Origin of the sequence: Vibrio parahaemolyticus (assembly GCF_900460535.1) — a bacterium.
Lineage (GTDB): Bacteria > Pseudomonadota > Gammaproteobacteria > Enterobacterales > Vibrionaceae > Vibrio > Vibrio parahaemolyticus.
In genome coordinates, this window is sequence record NZ_UHIL01000001.1 from 1,660,949 (window position 1) to 1,678,467 (window position 17,519).

A 17,519-nucleotide genomic window follows, 5' to 3' on the forward strand; every position below is an offset into this window, starting at 1 on the left:
TAGAATTTTCTTTTTAAGCCCCATCAACCTGCCGCAGAAATGTCGTATTTCTTCATCTTATGGTTGAGAGTGCTCATTGGCAGCGCCAATTGCTCAGCGGCCTTCTTGGTGTGCCAATTACACGCATTTAAGCAATCGATGATCACTGTACGCTCGTATTGGCTGACAACATCCTTAAGGCTCTTTGAGGCGTCTTCTAAATCCGCTTGTGCTGGCTGCTCGTAAGCAGGTTGTTCTGGAGTAGGTGAGGCTGCTTTCACTTCGACAGTTGGTACATCTTCTGGGATTTGTTCGCCAAACTCAATGTGAGTAATGGTTTCAAAATCGGACAGTAGCACCGAGCGCTCGATGATGTTCTTAAGCTCACGCACGTTCCCTGGGTATTGGTAGGCAAGCAGCTGTTTACGTACATTGGCACTTAACCCTGGCGCTTGCGGCAAACCTAGCGTGTTGGTTGTGTGTTGCACGAAATGTTCAGCAAGGGGAATAATGTCCGACTTACGGGCTCTCAGGGGCGGCAATGTAATAGGGAAGACATTTAAGCGATAGAACAAGTCGGCACGGAATCCGCCATCTTTGATTTGCTGCATAAGATTACAGTGGGTTGCAGCGATAACGCGAACGTCGACTTCAATCTCTTTGCTGGTACCGATAGGGCGAACTTTACGCTCTTGCAGTACACGCAGTAACTTCGCTTGTAGTAGCATTGGCATATCGCCAATTTCATCTAGGAAAAGCGTGCCGCCGTTGGCTGCTTCAAACAAACCGACTTTGTCTTTGTCCGCGCCCGTGAATGAACCTTTCTTATGCCCAAACAGTTCAGACTCTAACAACTGTTCGGGAATTGCCGCACAGTTTTGTACGATCAAAGGCTGTTCTGAACGGTTGGAGTTTTCGTGAATGTATTTCGCGATCACCTCTTTACCAGCGCCCGTTTCACCACGCAACAGAACGTCTACAGGAAGAGATAGCACCTTATCAAGACGATTCAAGACATTGAGCATTTCTTCGCTCTCTGCAATAGGACCTTGATAGGCTTTCTGAGTACGTTTTTTGAGCTGAGTGTTCTCGCGCACTAGGGCTTGATTATCGGCACTGAGGCTTTTAATCACTTGCCCATATTGCTCTAACCAAACGGCTTGGCGAATATTACTCGCAGCCATACGACAAAACTCAGTCAAGGCTGCCTCGTTATCGATGACGTTCAAATCGAGTAAGACTAACAGCCCAATGGTTTTGCTTTCGCTATCAATCAAAGGCCAAGCCAGTAAGTTCTCGCTTTTTAGTCCCAATGTCTGCTCTGTTTGATAAATGCTTTCGCAGTCGTAGCCGTTGTATTTGTATAGCTCGTTAATCAAAACCACTTCACCATTACGAATGGCAAAGTTAAATGGGTCGTTCTCACTAGCGGAATCAATCTGCAATGCCTCCCAAGGGTGGGAAACAATCGTTTTATCGTTATGGTGAGCGGTACTTGGAATCAACGCCTGTCCTGTCTGGTCCAAAACATAAATGATGCCGTGCTTTGCTAAGGTCATTTGTCTCGCAGCGGTCAACACGGCATCCAATGTTTGGGTAAGCTGGCTGCGATCAGCCAAAGATTGGCTGATCGCAAGTAGGGCGTTGCTAAGTTCGCTATGGTTAGCTGAACGCATAGGTCAGTGTTCCTTGCTCATCGACAGAAACTGTGATTTGCGTATGTGAATCATCCTTGTCATGCACCAATAGCTGTGTCGATAGCTGAGGCAGTAACTGACGGTTGATGACCGCGTCAATGTTACGTGCGCCTGTTTCAGCAAGGCGACAGTTACCTAGTACGAACTCGACCAAGCTTTCTTCGTAGTTCAGAGACAACTTGTGATGGTTATGTAGGCGCTGAGAAACTTTGTTTAGTTTGTGGTGGATAATTTCTGTCATTGCTTCGTCAGACAGAGGCACAAACGGAAGTACGGACATACGTGCCAACAGCGCCGGCTTGAAGTGTTGGTTCAAAGTAGGGCGGATGGCTTCTGCGATGATGTTCGCATCAATGTCTTTAGACTGGTGAACCAGAGATTCAATTTCGTGCGTCGCAAGGTTGCTGGTCATGATGATCAGCGTGTTCTTGAAGTCAATAGTACGACCTTCACCGTCGTTCAGCGTACCTTTGTCGAACACTTGGTAGAACAGGTTCAACACTTCTGGATCGGCTTTTTCTACTTCATCGAGAAGTACAACAGAATATGGACGCTGACGTACCGCCTCTGTCAGCATGCCGCCTTCACCGTAACCTACGTAACCCGGAGGCGAACCGATTAGGCGAGATACCGTGTGCTTCTCTTGGAACTCAGACATGTTAATGGTCGTCATAAAGCGCTCACCACCAAACATTTGATCAGCGATCGCACGAGCAGTTTCGGTTTTACCCACGCCACTAGGACCAACTAGCAGGAATACGCCTGTCGGTGCGTCTGGATTACCCAAGCCAGCTTTTGCGGTTTGAATGCCTTCAGACAGTGCATCGATAGCGTATTCTTGGCCTTTGATGCTTTGTGTTAGGCTTTCTTTCAGTTTTAGCATGGTTTCTGCTTCGTCTTGAAGCATCTTACCCATTGGAATGCCAGTCCAGTCTGAGATAACGTGGCTGACTTCATCTGGCCCAACTTCAAAGTGAACTAATGGGTTGCCATTGCGGATTGCGTCTAACTGTTCTTGGCATGCTGAAATCGCAATGCGGACCGCTTCTTCATCCATTTCTGTATATGGAGAAACGTCTTGTTCTGAATCTTCGTCTACAACAAGCTCTTCTTCATTTACTTTGCCAAAGACCAGTTCATGTAAGCGAGAGCGTAGAGCAATCATCTCTTGGATCTGCTCTTTTTCTTTGTGCCATTGCACTTCTTGTTCTGCTAGCTCTTCTTTTGTCGTTTCCATTGCCAATTTTAGGTCTGGAATGTTAGCAAGGCTGTGCTTGTCGCCAGTTTGCTGTAGAGCATCACGCTCAAGCGCTTCAAGCTCGCGCTGTTGAGCTGCAAGTTCTTGCTGAAGAGTCTCAACAGAAGCAGGAATGGCATTAAGGCTGATGTTCACTCGTGCACATGCCGTATCTAGTACATCGATAGCTTTGTCTGGCAGTTGGCGACCAGAGATGTATCGAGCAGAAAGCGCTGCCGCTGCGGTGATAGCGTCGTCACGTACGTAAACATTGTGAGATTTCTCGTACGCCGGGCGCAGACCACGAATGATCAATGCTGCTTGCTCAGGAGACGGTTCGTCGAGTTTCACCAGTTGGAAACGACGCGCAAGAGCTGGATCTTTCTCAAAGTACTTTTTGTATTCCGACCATGTTGTTGCTGCGATTGTCTTTACTTCACCACGTGCTAGGGCAGGTTTTAATAAGTTAGCAGCATCGCTACCGCCCGCTTGGTTGCCGCCGCCAACAAGGGTGTGCGCTTCATCGATGAACAAGATGATCGGTGTTGGCGAGTTTTTCACTTCATCCAATACTGCATTTAGGCGTTTTTCGAATTCGCCTTTTACGCTTGCGCCAGCTTGCAGAAGACCCATGTCCAAGCCGTAAAGCTCAACACCTTTAAGGTTGTCTGGTACGTCACCTTGTACAATCTTAAGTGCCAAGCCTTCTACTACTGCGGTTTTACCAACGCCCGGCTCACCAACGGCAATAGGGTTGTTTTTACGGCGACGAGCAAGAATGTCTACAATTTGGCGGATTTCTTGGTCACGGCAGAAAACAGGATCGATTTCGCCTTTGCGTGCTTTACCAGTGAAGTCTGTCGTGAACTTGCTCAGTGCTGAACCATCTTCGCGTGCTTGAGTTTTCTCTGAAGTTGCGACTTGCGCCTCAATAGAGTGGCTTGTTAGTTCTGCAAAGTTACGTTTAAGGCTATCAGGGTTTACTGCTTCAAGGATAGACGCGTAACCATGTTGACCATAACGCAGAGGGTTGCTAACAAGAGTAAGGAGTAGGGCGCCAGAGCGGATTTGTGTTTCGGATAGATCTAAAGAAGAAACCAGCCAACTTTCTTGTAACCATTCGATTAATAAAGCAGAAAAAACAGGTTTGCTGCCATTTCCTTTGGCGTTGGTATCGAGTGTGGATCGAACCGATTGTCTCAATAAGTTCTCAGAACAATCAAAATGACTTAATAAGACGTCAAAATCACTATTTGGCCTTTCTAATAGACTCAGTAAATAATGCTCAATTTGAACTTCGTTTGCTTTTTCCGAGACTGCGAGTGCTGCGGCATCTTCTAATGCTACTTTAGCTATCGGGTGTAGACGCTGAATTAATGAAGAAAGGTTTATATTTATCATAGCCATTTTATTCTTTAGAGGAAAAGAGGTGAGAGCTATTATACTAAAAGTGGTTACGCCATTTTTTTATCAAGATATTTTAACTATCGTTTTCTGGTGATTTGAATGGCTATGTTAGTGGGAATATTTATTACAAGTAATTATGCTTTGCTATTGTGAATTAATTATTGGTTAATACGACTAAAATGCCAGTGTTATTAACTTTATTTTGTTCTTTATATATGGTCATTTTAACTTTTTAAAATTGAATCAATTTATTATTATCTGATTCCAATTTATTGGTTTTTTATCCAATAAATTGTAAGAAACAAATTAATCCATAATGGAGTTTTCTTGTAACTTGTTGTTTTTACTTTATTTTAAAAGTTGGCACGGAGTTTGATTATACCAAGTAGTCGCGGTGATAAGCGATTTGGTGATTTAAACAAAACAGATTTTAGAAAAGGAAATAGCGATGCCAACTCCAGCATATATGTCTATCAACGGTGAAACTCAAGGTCACATTACTAAAGATACATACTCTGCAGATTCAGTAGGTAACACATGGCAAGAAGCTCACGTTGATGAGTTCCTAGTACAAGAACTTGATCACGTGCTAACTGTTCCACGTGATCCACAAAGTGGTCAACCTACTGGTCAACGTGTACACCGTCCACTTGTTGTGACTAAAGTTCAAGACCGTTCTTCTCCACTACTATTTAACGCACTAGTGTCTGGTGAAAAACTTCCTGAGTGTTTGATTCGTTTCTACCGTACTTCAGTTCAAGGCAAGCAAGAGCACTACTACTCAATCAAGCTGATTGATGCGCTATTGGTAGATATCCAAACTCGTATGAACCACTGTCAAGATGCAGCAACAGCTGATCGCGTTACAGAAGAAGTTCTTAAGTTTACTTACCGTGCAATCGAAGTAACTCACGAAAACTGTGGTACAGCTGGTAACGACGACTGGCGTGCTCCACGCGAAGCATAATTGCTTTTTGCGTAAAGATTCAGGGCCAACAATTGTTGGCCCTAATTCGATTATTTGTATCAGGTAAAAGATATGGTGAATGACGTAGAATTTAAATTTGAAGTGCCAGGGTGTGGGCACGAGTTTCGAGTAGAAAGCTTTCAAGTAAATGAAGAGCTTTCGAAACCTTTTCACATCAGTCTCTCATTACTTTCACTTGATCCAGATATCTCTTTTGATTCGTTAATACGAAAAGCAGGTACACTGACTCTTTATGGACAAGGCTTAAGCGCGGCACGCATATTCAATGGTGTGGTGAACGAAGTTCGTTATTTGGGTACAGGCCGTCGCTTCTCTCGCTATCAGTTAGTTTTGGTTCCGCAGGCTTGGTTCTTATCACAACGCCAAGACTGTCGTATTTTCCAACAAAAATCAGCGAAAGATATAATTACAGAGGTGCTTGATGATGGTTCAGTGACCGACTATCGTTTTGAATTGTCTGGTATTTATCCACCAAAGGAGTACGCACTGCAATACCGTGAGTCAGACCTACACTTTGTTCAGCGTATGATGGCAGAACACGGTATGTGGTACTATTTCGACCACACCGATTCAAACCACACAATGGTCATTGTCGATAGTAACGATGCCATTGCTCCACTGGTTAGCTCTCCTCTCAATGCATCTTATATTGGGCCGATCGTATATCATGCCGATAGTGGGGGTGTTGCTGACCGTGAGCATATCTCCGATCTCGAGTTAGTTAACCGTGTCAGAACGGGTCAGGTTACTTACACTGACTACAATTACGAGCAGCCAAAGATCCCGCAAGAGATGACTCATGCAGGTGATCTGGACCAAGATTTAAAGCAGTTTGATTATCCTGGACGTTATGTTGATCCTGTAATGGGGCAGGTGAGAACCACTGAGTGGATGTTTGAGCACATTGTCGATAATCAGCAAGTAGAAGCGAGCAGTGATGTGATGCGTTTGGCGTCTGGTTACAGCTTTAACATCAGTGACCATCCTCGCTCTGAAATCAACCGTGATTACATCATGTTATCCGTCATGCACACAGGGCAAGACCCACAAGTGCACGAAGACGAAGCGAGTGGCATGCCAACTACTTACTACAACCAGTTCACGTGTATTCCACGTGATGTTGTATTCAAAGCGCCCAAGTTGGCGGCTCCAGTAGTGGATGGTCCGCAAACTGCGGTTGTAGTTGGTCCTGCAGGGGAGGAGATCTACACCGATAAACTAGGACGAATTAAGGTTCAGTTCCATTGGGATCGCTATGGTAACAACGATGAACATGCAAGTTGCTGGATTCGTGTGAGTCAATCAATGGCTGCTCCAACGTGGGGCGCGGTTTACTTGCCACGTATTGGTCATGAAGTCGTAGTCACCTTCCTTGAAGGCGACCCAGATCGCCCATTGGTGACTGGCGCAGTTTATAACGGTCTTCACTTCCCTCCGTACTCGTTGCCTGAGAATAAAACTCGTACTACGTTCCGTACGCAAACGCACAAAGGCACCGGCTACAACGAACTGAGTTTTGAAGACGAAGCGAACCAAGAAGAAGTCTACATTCATGCTCAAAAAGACATGTCGACCAAAGTTCTCAACAATCGTTACCGAGATATCGGTCAGGATGAGTTCTTAAAGGTTGCGCGTCATCAGACGAACGAAGTCCATGGTGATCATAAAGAAACCATTGATGGCCACAAAACAACCCAAGTAAACAGCACTTTTACCGAGACAGTAGAGCAAGACGTTACCGTTACATACAACGCCAACGAAACCCAATATGTGAAGAACAATTCTGATTTGGAAATTGGTGATAACCGCACAACAAAGATCGGCAAGAACGATGACTTGGATGTGGGTGAAAACAGTAACTTAACTGTTGGTGCATCAAAAAGCTCGGACATTGGTGCCGATGATAACCAAACAGTGGGTGGCAACTTAACCGTATCGGTAAAAGGCAATACATCTTACAAAGCCGATGGCGCGACACAGATCATCAGTGGTGACAAGATTGTACTGAAAACAGGCGGTTCTTCTTTAGTGATGAACAGTGATGGTTCAATCAAGCTCTCAGGGTCTTCAATCACCATTGAAGGCAGTGATAAAGTCGTCGTGAAAGGTGGTAACGTAGCGATTAACTAATGATGGAAAAACAAACTCTTATTAAAGAAACCATCACGAAACAGCAAGCCGAAACATCGGCTTGCTTTTCGCGTTTTGGAACCATAGTCGCCATTAACGAGTCAACGGGCAGTGTTCGCGTTGATTTTGATGGCAACCCATTTAACCAACCACTTACCGCAAGGTTAGGGCGTGGCTTTCGCCGCTCTGAATTGCAAATGGCTATCGACAATCGATTAAATTGTCGAATCGAATTTTTGAGCGACGACTTAAGCTTGCCCCTTGTGACGGACATTTTTTTCTCCATTCTGGATGACTCTGATGAGTTTGTATTGCGGGCGAAGAAGATGGTCATTGAGACGGAGCAAGAACTGATCGTCAAAAGTGGTGAGACAGAAACTCGCTACAGCGGGCGTGATGGCCGTATTACAACTAAAGCGAAGTACGTTACTTCTCAAGCAGAAAAAGCACAAAAAATTCAAGGCGGAACGATCGCAATTAACTGATGACTATCAGTGTTAACTAATTGCTATCGCGTTATCGCGCGCTAACAACGGATAAGTAGATGCGACAAAGAATTGGTGTCGAGCACCTAAAGGCACCCATAACCAATCAAGAAGTCGAAGGTGCGTTGGCCAAAGCTGAACGTGCTGTTAAAGACCTTTCCCAATTGCCAGATACATGGCTGGACTTCTGCAACGAAAAGCTGGCTATCACTTCTGAGAGCCTCGGTTTTTTGATCAGGCAGCGTGTTCAACTTCATAAACGTGGTTATCCGAGCCGTGAACTGGATTACCTGAAATTGATCGAACGCCAAATTGAAGAGCTCAAGCAAGTGTACTTGTCATTCTATCGATTAGCTCCAGGTCTGATTCATCAATTAAGAGGTCGAGAACCAGAAATCTATGCTTGGCTCACGCTACAAAAAGAGCTCGGTTCTGAGTTCGATAACCTCTTGTGTGGATTAAGTTTACTCGAAGAGTTAGACGCTCAAACCGCGATGGTCATTGTTACGCAATCGCCAGTTGAAAACATGGATAGCGTGATGTCGGAGCTCATTGAGGGCAAAGCGAAATCCAGTACGTTTTACTTTGAATACTTACGTGTCCGCCAGGCATTGAGTGTTGCGTTGATTAAACGTTGGCACAAGGCCGAAATTATTCGTTCTAATATCGCGCTACCTCTACTGGCATTGCAAGATGTGGAAGAGGGGATTGAATGGATTAATGATAATGTAAATACTGAACAATATCTGTTTGAACGTTTGATCACTAAACGTGACAGAGGCACATGGTTCCGTCAGTGTTTTGGTATCGAGCCGAGCGGTTTGCCTTCTGCACAAGTGTTGACCTTTGCAAAGCTATTGGAGATCAAAGAGTTTGAAGCGTTTGATATCTCCTCTTCATTAGCTCCCGTTGATTTTGCTCTGAGTGGCGATTGGAAGTTAGTGCCAGAAATCATCGAGCACTTGGAAACACTGGAAGAGGATGAGGGCGAAATTTGGATTCAAGCTTTGTATGTGGTTTACGGAAAGCTTCTTCCCCTGACTCCTCAAGGTGTTGGTGTCGAGTATGAATGGGAAGAGATCGTCGATCTGCTCAATGAGTGGGTGGAAGATGAAAAATATATCCAAAACCTACCGAGCCGCTTGGGCTACGCATTGAGCTTCGAATCTACTTTAGCAGCGATGCAAGATGCCAACGTCGATGTCTTGTTTCGAGATTGGCTATGGCGACAAATTTGCATTCAATCTCGCGCCTACGTGCCTTGGGACATGGCGATGCCAGTTTACCAACAAGATTGGAATTTCAATAATCTAAAGGCCGCACCTTCTGCGAGTGAACGATTCAATTTAAGGAATAGCAATGCAGTTATGGGATATTGAAGCGTACCCAGAGCTATCGATTAAAGGCCGTTTTCAACGTGACGAAAACGGTGATGAAGTTTGGGTTGTGGTTGCGAAACGCACATGGCAATTCGACGGTGAGGTTTGGCACGAATTGGGTGACAGCGAAATCTTCGACGATCCCCAGTATTTGGGCGAAGAAGGTTTCTCTGCGATGAAGGTCGACCAAGAGTTCGCTTATACCAAAAACAATACGGATGTGCTTGTCTACGGCAAAGCTCGCAGCTACGCGAAAAAGCCAGTGACATACCAAGAATGTCGTGTGCTGATTGATGGTCATATCGATAAAACTCTCGCCGTTCACGGTGAACGCGTATGGGTTGAGCATGGCGGCAGCGTCACATTGAGCAAACCTGTGCCTTTTATTGAAAAGGATATCGATTACACCTGCGCAATTGGTGGTGATTTACGTAACCGAATTGGTGGTGGTGTGGCGGATTCGAACAAAGAACTGCTTGAGCAGAAAGTGCCTTCTGTGTTCTATCCAAAAGAAGAATGGAGCTCTACATCGAAAAATCTAAGAGTGGCTGGCTTTGGACCTGTTCCTCCATTCTTTGAGGCTCGCCAAACATTGGCTGGTACGTTTGACGAAGAATGGATTGAGAACCGCAAGCCTATGCTTCCATTGGATTTTGATCGACGTTTCTTTCAAAGTGCGCCTGCTGATCAACAATGCAAAGGCTTTCTTAAAGGTGGGGAGCGCTTGATGATGAGTGGTTTCTGTCATGATGACACGATTTCATTCCGCATTCCCAAAGAAAAGTACCGCGCAATCGCGACGTTCAAAGACGGCAGTTATCCAGTTGACATGGCGATGTACACTTTATTTGTTGATGCTGAAAAGAAAACCATATCAATTAGTTACACAGCTGCATTTCCTTGCCAGAGCAAAGAGCATTTATTGGTGTCGACGTCTATTAAGAAAGTGGAAGAGGTAAGCGAACATGCATAATTCAGCAGGTCGTTACGTGCTGGGAATGGAAGTGATGACGCCTACTGGCATGAACTTGGATATTGCTACCAGTGTAGCAAATGCTGACTTAGCCAGATTCGACCAAGTAGTTGGCGAGGACGGAATTGAGCGTTTCACCTTTGCCAAAATTGAATACACAAAAGAAAGTGATTTGTTCGAAAAAACCTGTGAGTTAACGGCAAATTTATTGGATTCGCTTTTGACACAGCTGCCTCGTTCTTTGAAGCCGATTCCATTACTTATTGCTGTGCCTACGACAATTTCATTAGTGAAGATGCAAGAATGGCTCGGTGAAAGTGACTATTCTGACTTTCTTTCTGTGGTCGAAGCAGTTCACGCTAGTGGCCCTAGCTTCGTGCTACAAGCCATGAAGTCGTTGGATAAATACGATGCCATGATGTGTATTAGCGTCGATTCTATGGTCAACAGAATACAAGAACTCATCGACGATACTATGGTAATGAGTACCAATAATCCATGGGGTGTTATTCCAAGTGAGGGTGGCGCGGGCCTCATTCTTTGCCGAAGAAATACCGTAGAAACACTCAAACTTAAGCCTTTAGCGCAACTTGGTTATATCGATACAGAACTGAACACTTCAGACCGAAGAGGTATGTATCGTCTTGTACAGCGTGCGAGTAAAAAGCTTACTGCTTTCGGTGAAGTGTATTCTGACATGACGAACCTGCGCGCGCACAGTGAAGATTACGGTTTCGCGCTGGGTGCCAAAGCTGAGCGATTTATTAACCCAGAACAACCTTTGCTTATCAACGAGTTATGGGGGACGATGGGAAACTGTTCATCTCTTGCTCTTGGAGCATTTGCGGTTAAATATCATCACTTTAACCAGCCCGTAACGCTGCTGATGTTTGACTTCGGGGGGGATAAAGCGCTACTTCAATTACTAGCGTGCTAATCATTCTTTGTCGAAATATATAATGAAAATGAAGTCATATTACGTTGTTGAAATTTTAATTTCTAAAACAACGTAATTCAGGTAGTGAAAGCGTAAGTCAAAGAGTCTAATAACTTAGTAATTATAACTAAAATAATAGGCTTACTGTTCGTTTTAAATACTACCCTTGAAACAAGGATGTTTCAGCAAATATTATTTCGGTCTAATAATATTTGTTCCATAAAAGAGTGCAAAGTGTCTGATATTCAGGGTGCAGCCAAAGGATACATTGATCAGTTGGTTGTTAAAGCCATTGAGAAAAAGAAACTGAACGAGCAAAGATTGGCGCAGAAAAATAAGCCAAAGCTTGAGTACGTTCTTTTTTCACAATTTGATGTATTAGACACGTTGCCATCTAAAAATGGTAGAACGACGGTTTACCACCTCGCAAAAAAAGGCCAACCAGAAAAACAAATTTGCTGCAAAGTCGTCAATGAAGACGCCCCAGAAGTCGCAAACAAAATGTTGGTGAATGAGGCAAGCAGATTAGAACTTTCTCAGCATCCAAGTGTTGCGGACTTTATTAAGTTCGGCAACGAGTTTGAACGACCATATTTAATGTATGAGTGGATTCAAGGCGAATCACTAGCGGAAAAAATGGAACGCTATTCTTCCAAAGGCTTTCGTCATGATCATATTGCATGGTTAGTTTATCAACTCGCAGGTGCGCTAGAATTTATGCACACTCGAGGTATTTGCCATCTTGATATCAAACCGTCGAATGTTCTGGTTAGTGAAGGTGACTACGTCAAGCTTATCGACTTTGGTGCAGCTCGTTATATCGGTGAGATTGAATCTCACGCGGAAGCGAGTTTAAGTTACGCGTCGCCACTTTATCTCGAGACGGGAACAACTGAGCCACAAGACGACGTTTATTCTCTTGCATTGCTTAGCGGTCACTTATTTTTAGGAGCGATCTTTGGTGATGCTTGGCACAAGCAATTAAAAGATCGCCAACGTCCTGCATTAATTCCGAACCATATTTGGAAGCTGCTCAAGCAAGTGATAAATAACCCAAGAGGGCATGGCTACACAGCTATTTCTTTTGCTCAGCAACTTGCCCGTATTGATACTCAATCCATCGACTCTCATTCTAATGCGCCCATTTTTAGTAGTTTGCGTAATGCGGATCTACTGCTGACTCATTGTAGACCTCAAGACAAAGCGGGCTATGGCCGCTTTAAAGTGCTTGAAGCGAGCTTGGTATTGAGTGTTATAGCTATTACGGGCCATTACCTTTATCAACAAAGCCAGCCAGAATGGAAAGCGATTGTAGAATCGGAACCTACGATTTCTAAAACCGAAACACCGTTGGTGAGTAATATCAAACCAGCACAAACGGCGTCTTTTTTGGCTCAACCTCCTTGGATTATTGAAAAGGCTCTTAATGATATGGAAAAAGACGTTGTGTCGACAGCACCATATCGAGAAGCTTATCAAGTACAGCAAATGAAACTATCTGCGCTGTATAAACAAAACCAAGCACAATTAATGTCTTACCAAGCTTTGGCAGATGACTTACCAAAACAGTTGGTGGATTTACGCAAAGAGCTAGTCTTATTACGAGAAAAACTCGTTGATGATGGTGCGTTGTTTCCATACGCAGATAAGACTCTGACTCAAGTTATGGCAGGATTAAACACAGCGTCAGTAAACTCGATGAAAATCTCCGCTGTTGCTGGAAGCAAAGATGAACGAATCGCCAATTTGATCTTGGATGGTGAAGCGAAGTTGGCTGATGAAGAGATGAAAGCGGCTTGGTTATTAAATCAATCAGAGGCTTACTTTTACAGCCAAGTGCTGCCAAACAAGGTGATGGCGAACATCAACGACTCTATTGAACAGCACGCAAAAGATCATTACTACACCAAAGCCATAGAAGAAGCGAAAGCCGCTAAAACGTACTTTGGAAATGCGCCAGAATTAAACAAAAAGGTGAAAGACCTGATCGTTGCTCGCAGCGAATACATTCTGTTTAGCACTGTGACGGAGCAATCGGTGTTTGATAAACAAAAACTTCACGATTCTCTGGCTGACCTTGAGCGAAATGCGCCGACAAAGTTTGGTGAAATTACTGATCTGCTTGAAAGCATGGCCACAGACTCTATCGATAAAAGTCATCAACTTTCTCGTCCTGCGCGTGGTGCAATTGCAATTGAACGCGCCTTGAGAGATTACCTAGCAGAGGAGAGAAGTTAATGTCTGTGATTGAAATTGAACGTTTACTTGCGCCTATCTCTGACGTAAATCCTGTCGGTGAAGATGCTCGTTACGAGTTTTGTTATGAAATGATGGAATCCGAAGTGAAGAAGTTCGGATCCTTGTTTGGCGAAACGGTAGATTGGAGTGTCGTAAAAACGCACGCCACTGAAGTTCTTGAACACCACAGCAAAGATTTAAAAGCAATTTGTTACCTTGTTCGCGCGCTTACAGAAGAGTTTGGTCTGCAAGGTTTCGAGCAAGGTCTAAAGCTGCTTAGTGAAGCGTTAAATCGTTTTGGCGTTGAGCTGTACCCGTCGCGGAAACGGGGTAGAGATGGTGCGGTAGAGTGGTTGAACCATCAGTTTAAATTGGTGAGCAGCAGGTTTGCAGAAAGCGCTCAGTCATGGGATTTGGTTTCAGGTTGTATTTCGACTATCGAAGAAGTCCAACGTCAGTACGACGATATTTACCAAGACTCCGAAGCGGACTTCTTTGAAATTCGTAGTCAACTCAATGCGCTATCTCAACAAGCGGCTGTCGATGAGCAAAGCGATGTTGCAATGGCTACCATCGAACAAACAGCTCCGCTAACGGCTTCACAGCCTGTAGCAGTAGAAACTCCGGCACAAAGTGAAGTTCAAACCGTTGTAGCAAAAGCGGTTCCGTCGGCTCCTAAACCTGCACCAGTTAAGAAAACAGTAACAAAAGAAGTCGATGTCGATACGGATTTTTCATCGCCGACCGCTTCTAAACGTACACTTAAGAAAGTTGCGGAAGTTATGATTCATGCGAATCCAAGTGAGCCGCTAGCTTACCGAATTTATCGTCACCTAACTTGGGATGATATTGATGGTCTTCCTGATCATCAAAGCAATGAAACGCCATTGAGTTTGGCTGTGTCGTCTGATCAGCAGGCTGAGTACCGCGATAAAGCCTCTCAAGAAAGCGACATTGATACAGTTAAGCGTTTGGAGCGCACGTTAACCGATGCTCCGTTTTGGCTGACGGGTCACTACTTTGTTTATTCGATGTTAAACAATCTAGGCTTTAATGACGCAGCGCTCGCTGTGAAGCAAGAAGTGAAGCGTTTTGTCGATTCATTAGAGGGCATTGAACTCCTCACATTTAAGAATTCTATACCATTTGCAGATGAAGCAACGTTGAGCTGGTTATCGACTCAAGCTGCAACTTCTTCAAGTGCTCAATCTGTCGTTCAAACGATTGTCATCACAGATGAAGATTCACTGCCAATGGAAGATATCACCCTAGCCAACTTAGGGGAGTATGCCGCAGAACTCGCACACAAACTCGAACTGGATTTCTCGGGACGTGGGCAGTTTATGCTGCATTTACAATTGATAGCAGCTTACCAGTCTGTTGGATTATACCCGTTGTGTTTGCCTTACCTTGAAAAAGCTTGGGAAGTGCAACAAGCGTTTAATCTCGCGAGCTGGGAACCCCACTTATCGTCACAGTTAGAAGACCTGATTCGAAAAACACTGCATCAGTTATTCAGAAACAAGGATCTTTTGCCTGAACAGTACGAAAAGTGGAAAGCAATTTATGACTAATTAAAGAGTTAGATAAGGAACTAATTATGTCACGTGACGGCTCGGTGGCTCCTAAAGAGCGAATTAATATCCGTTATGTTCCAGCAACTGGTGATACGCAAGAAGACGTTGAGCTGCCGCTGAGCATGATGGTGGTTGGTGACTTTACTGCACGTGCAGATGAGACGCCAATCGAAGAACGTACCCCAATCAACATCGATAAAGACAACTTTAATGACGTGTTAGAAGGCATGTCTCCAAACGTTAAAGTAAATGTTGAAAACCGCTTATCTGATGAAGAAGGCGCACAGATCGGTGTTGACCTAACGTTCCAAAATATGAAGGACTTCTCTCCGGAAGCGATCGCGAAAAGTGTACCTGAACTTAACAGTCTTCTTGAGCTTCGCGAAGCATTGGTTGCACTAAAAGGCCCTCTAGGTAACGTACCTGCGTTCCGTAAGAAGATTGCATCGGTTCTTCAAGACGAAGAAGCAAGAAAGAAACTGTTGGATGAACTAAGCATTGGCAACGACCAAGACGCGAAAGAAGAGTAAGGGATATCATGTCTGCAGAAGCACAAGCTCCAGAACAAGAAGCAGCCTTAGTTGAATCAGGCTCACTTCTGGATAGCATTCTTAACGAAACTCGTTTAAAGCCAAGTGATGAAGGTTTTGATGTTGCTAAACGTGGCGTAGAAGCATTCATTAGTGAGCTACTGAGCAGCTCGAATACAGAGAAAGTAGACCAATCTTTGGTTGACTTAATGATCTCTGAAATTGACCAAAAACTGTCCAAGCAAGTTGATGCGATTCTTCACAACGAAGAAGTTCAAGCGATTGAGTCAACTTGGCGTGGCCTGAAGTATCTTGTTGATCACACTGATTTCCGTGAAAACATTCAAATTGAACTAATTTCAGCGAAGAAAGGCGAAGTTCTTGATGATTTTGAAGATGCACCGGAAGTGGTTAAGTCTGGCCTTTACAAGCAGATCTACACTCGCGAATACGGCCAATTCGGTGGTAAACCTGTAGGTGCGGTAATCTGCGACTACAACATGTCAGCGTCTTCTCCAGATATTAAGCTGATGGAATACATGGCAAATGTGGGCGCGATGTCTCATGCACCTTTCATAACGTCAGCATCGGCTAAGTTCTTTGGTCTGGATAGCTACGAAGAGCTACCAAACCTAAAAGATTTGAAGTCTGTTTTCGAAGGTCCACAATACACGAAATGGCGTGGCTTACGTGAACACGAAGATGCTCGTTACCTAGGTCTATGTACGTCTCGCTTTATGTTACGTACACCTTACTCTGTCGAAGATAACCCAATTAAGGCGTTTGACTACGACGAGCACGTAACAGATAGCCATGATAACTACCTATGGGGTAACTCAGCGTACGCGATGGCTTCTAAGATCAGTGAGTCATTTGCTAAGTACCGTTGGTGTCCAAATATCATTGGTCCTCAAAGTGGCGGTTCGGTTCATGACTTGCCAGTTTATAACTTTGAAGCAATGGGCCAAATCGAAACGAAGATCCCAACAGAAATCTTGGTATCTGACCGTCGTGAATACGAGCTAGCCGAAGAGGGCTTTATCGCTCTAACGATGCGCAAAGGTTCTGACAACGCGGCGTTCTTCTCTGCAAACTCTGTTCAAAAACCAAAAGTGTTTGCAAACACGCCAGAAGGCAAACAAGCAGAGATGAACTACAAGCTGGGTACTCAGCTTCCATACATGTTCATTATCAACCGTCTAGCGCACTACATCAAAGTGCTACAACGTGAGCAAATCGGTTCATGGAAAGAGCGTTCTGACCTAGAAATCGAATTGAACAAGTGGATCCGTCAATACGTTTCTGACCAAGAGAACCCACCAGCAGAAGTCCGTGGTCGTCGTCCACTACGTGCTGCTAAGGTTGAGGTATCAGACGTAGAAGGCGATCCAGGCTGGTACAAAGTATCAATGTCTGTACGTCCTCACTTCAAGTACATGGGCGCAAGTTTCGACTTGTCTCTAGTTGGTAAACTAGACCAATAACCCATTACTGAAACCATCAAGCAGCCAGTCTTCACTGGCTGCTTTTTTCGTAGGACCGAACATGGAAAAAGGTTATCGTCTTTTAGAACGGATTGAACTGGGTGAGCCAAAAAACTGCTACGAGAAAGTGGTCTCCCACAAGCACTTGATTGAATCTATTCATTTGCATCTTGCAGATTTGCTGAATACGCATTCTGGTAATGCGATGATCGATAGTGAATACGGTTTGCCCGATTTTAATGACGTTCTGTCTAATAATACGAATCTCGTTCGCCACATCCAAAAGAACATCACAGCGACCATAGAACGCTTTGAACCTCGGCTACTTAACGTCGAAGTTCACTATCGTGAAGACCACCACAATCCATTACAGCTCGGTTTTGGTATTCGCGGAGAAGTTTCCCATAACGGCGGTAAAGTTCCAATGTCGATCGATGTCTACATGGGAACCGACGGCCAATTCAACGTTTAGTAGGTG

13 protein-coding genes are annotated in these 17,519 nt (G+C 44.5%); 11 read left to right on the top strand and 2 right to left on the bottom strand.

The annotated features are described in order from the left end of the window. Positions 1-23: 23 nt before the first annotated feature. The gene (locus tag DYB02_RS08220; protein ID WP_017448478.1) at positions 24-1,655 is read right to left on the bottom strand and encodes a sigma-54-dependent Fis family transcriptional regulator; all 1,632 of its coding nucleotides are present in this window, start codon (positions 1,653-1,655) and stop codon (positions 24-26) included. Beyond that, positions 1,642-4,314 carry a type VI secretion system ATPase TssH gene (gene tssH, locus DYB02_RS08225; protein ID WP_029806646.1) on the bottom strand — a complete coding sequence of 891 codons (2,673 nt, stop codon included), beginning with the start codon at positions 4,312-4,314 and terminating at the stop codon, positions 1,642-1,644. Before tssH ends, DYB02_RS08220 begins: the two co-directional genes overlap by 14 nt. A gap of 454 nt (positions 4,315-4,768) precedes the next feature. Here tssH and DYB02_RS08230 point away from each other — a divergent pair, with 454 nt between their 5' ends. From DYB02_RS08230 to tssE, 11 genes are all read left to right on the top strand, one after another. Beyond that, complete coding sequence (locus DYB02_RS08230) at positions 4,769-5,287, top strand: Hcp family type VI secretion system effector (protein ID WP_005480650.1); 519 nt, start codon at positions 4,769-4,771, stop codon at positions 5,285-5,287. A gap of 72 nt (positions 5,288-5,359) precedes the next feature. Next, complete coding sequence (locus tag DYB02_RS08235) at positions 5,360-7,438, top strand: type VI secretion system Vgr family protein (protein WP_025543290.1); 2,079 nt, start codon at positions 5,360-5,362, stop codon at positions 7,436-7,438. Beyond that, complete coding sequence (locus tag DYB02_RS08240; protein WP_029845772.1) at positions 7,438-7,923, top strand: hypothetical protein; 486 nt, start codon at positions 7,438-7,440, stop codon at positions 7,921-7,923. Before DYB02_RS08235 ends, DYB02_RS08240 begins: the two co-directional genes overlap by 1 nt. A gap of 59 nt (positions 7,924-7,982) precedes the next feature. Beyond that, positions 7,983-9,302 carry a hypothetical protein gene (locus DYB02_RS08245; protein ID WP_021823341.1) on the top strand — a complete coding sequence of 440 codons (1,320 nt, stop codon included), beginning with the start codon at positions 7,983-7,985 and terminating at the stop codon, positions 9,300-9,302. After that, positions 9,283-10,275 (top strand): DUF2169 family type VI secretion system accessory protein, encoded by a 993-nt coding sequence (locus DYB02_RS08250; RefSeq protein ID WP_021823277.1) that lies wholly within the window; start codon positions 9,283-9,285, stop codon positions 10,273-10,275. The genes DYB02_RS08245 and DYB02_RS08250 overlap by 20 nt, the downstream gene beginning before the upstream one ends. After that, positions 10,268-11,212: a hypothetical protein gene (locus DYB02_RS08255; RefSeq protein ID WP_029805682.1), complete on the top strand. Its 945-nt coding sequence runs from the start codon at positions 10,268-10,270 to the stop codon at positions 11,210-11,212. The genes DYB02_RS08250 and DYB02_RS08255 overlap by 8 nt, the downstream gene beginning before the upstream one ends. Before the next feature lie 234 nt (positions 11,213-11,446). Then, positions 11,447-13,450, top strand: coding sequence for a serine/threonine protein kinase (locus DYB02_RS08260; protein ID WP_029805683.1), 2,004 nt, complete (start codon positions 11,447-11,449; stop codon positions 13,448-13,450). Continuing rightward, complete coding sequence (gene tssA / locus DYB02_RS08265; protein WP_029805684.1) at positions 13,450-15,024, top strand: type VI secretion system protein TssA; 1,575 nt, start codon at positions 13,450-13,452, stop codon at positions 15,022-15,024. Before DYB02_RS08260 ends, tssA begins: the two co-directional genes overlap by 1 nt. Positions 15,025-15,050: 26 nt before the next feature. After that, positions 15,051-15,557 carry a type VI secretion system contractile sheath small subunit gene (gene tssB, locus DYB02_RS08270; protein WP_005480589.1) on the top strand — a complete coding sequence of 169 codons (507 nt, stop codon included), beginning with the start codon at positions 15,051-15,053 and terminating at the stop codon, positions 15,555-15,557. Positions 15,558-15,565: 8 nt separating this feature from the next. Next, positions 15,566-17,041 (top strand): type VI secretion system contractile sheath large subunit, encoded by a 1,476-nt coding sequence (tssC, locus tag DYB02_RS08275; RefSeq protein WP_029805687.1) that lies wholly within the window; start codon positions 15,566-15,568, stop codon positions 17,039-17,041. A 61-nt stretch (positions 17,042-17,102) separates the two neighbouring features. After that, a complete protein-coding gene (gene tssE, locus DYB02_RS08280; RefSeq protein ID WP_005480585.1) occupies positions 17,103-17,513 on the top strand; it encodes a type VI secretion system baseplate subunit TssE in 411 nt (136 codons plus the stop codon). The last annotated feature ends 6 nt before the right edge of the window (positions 17,514-17,519 follow it).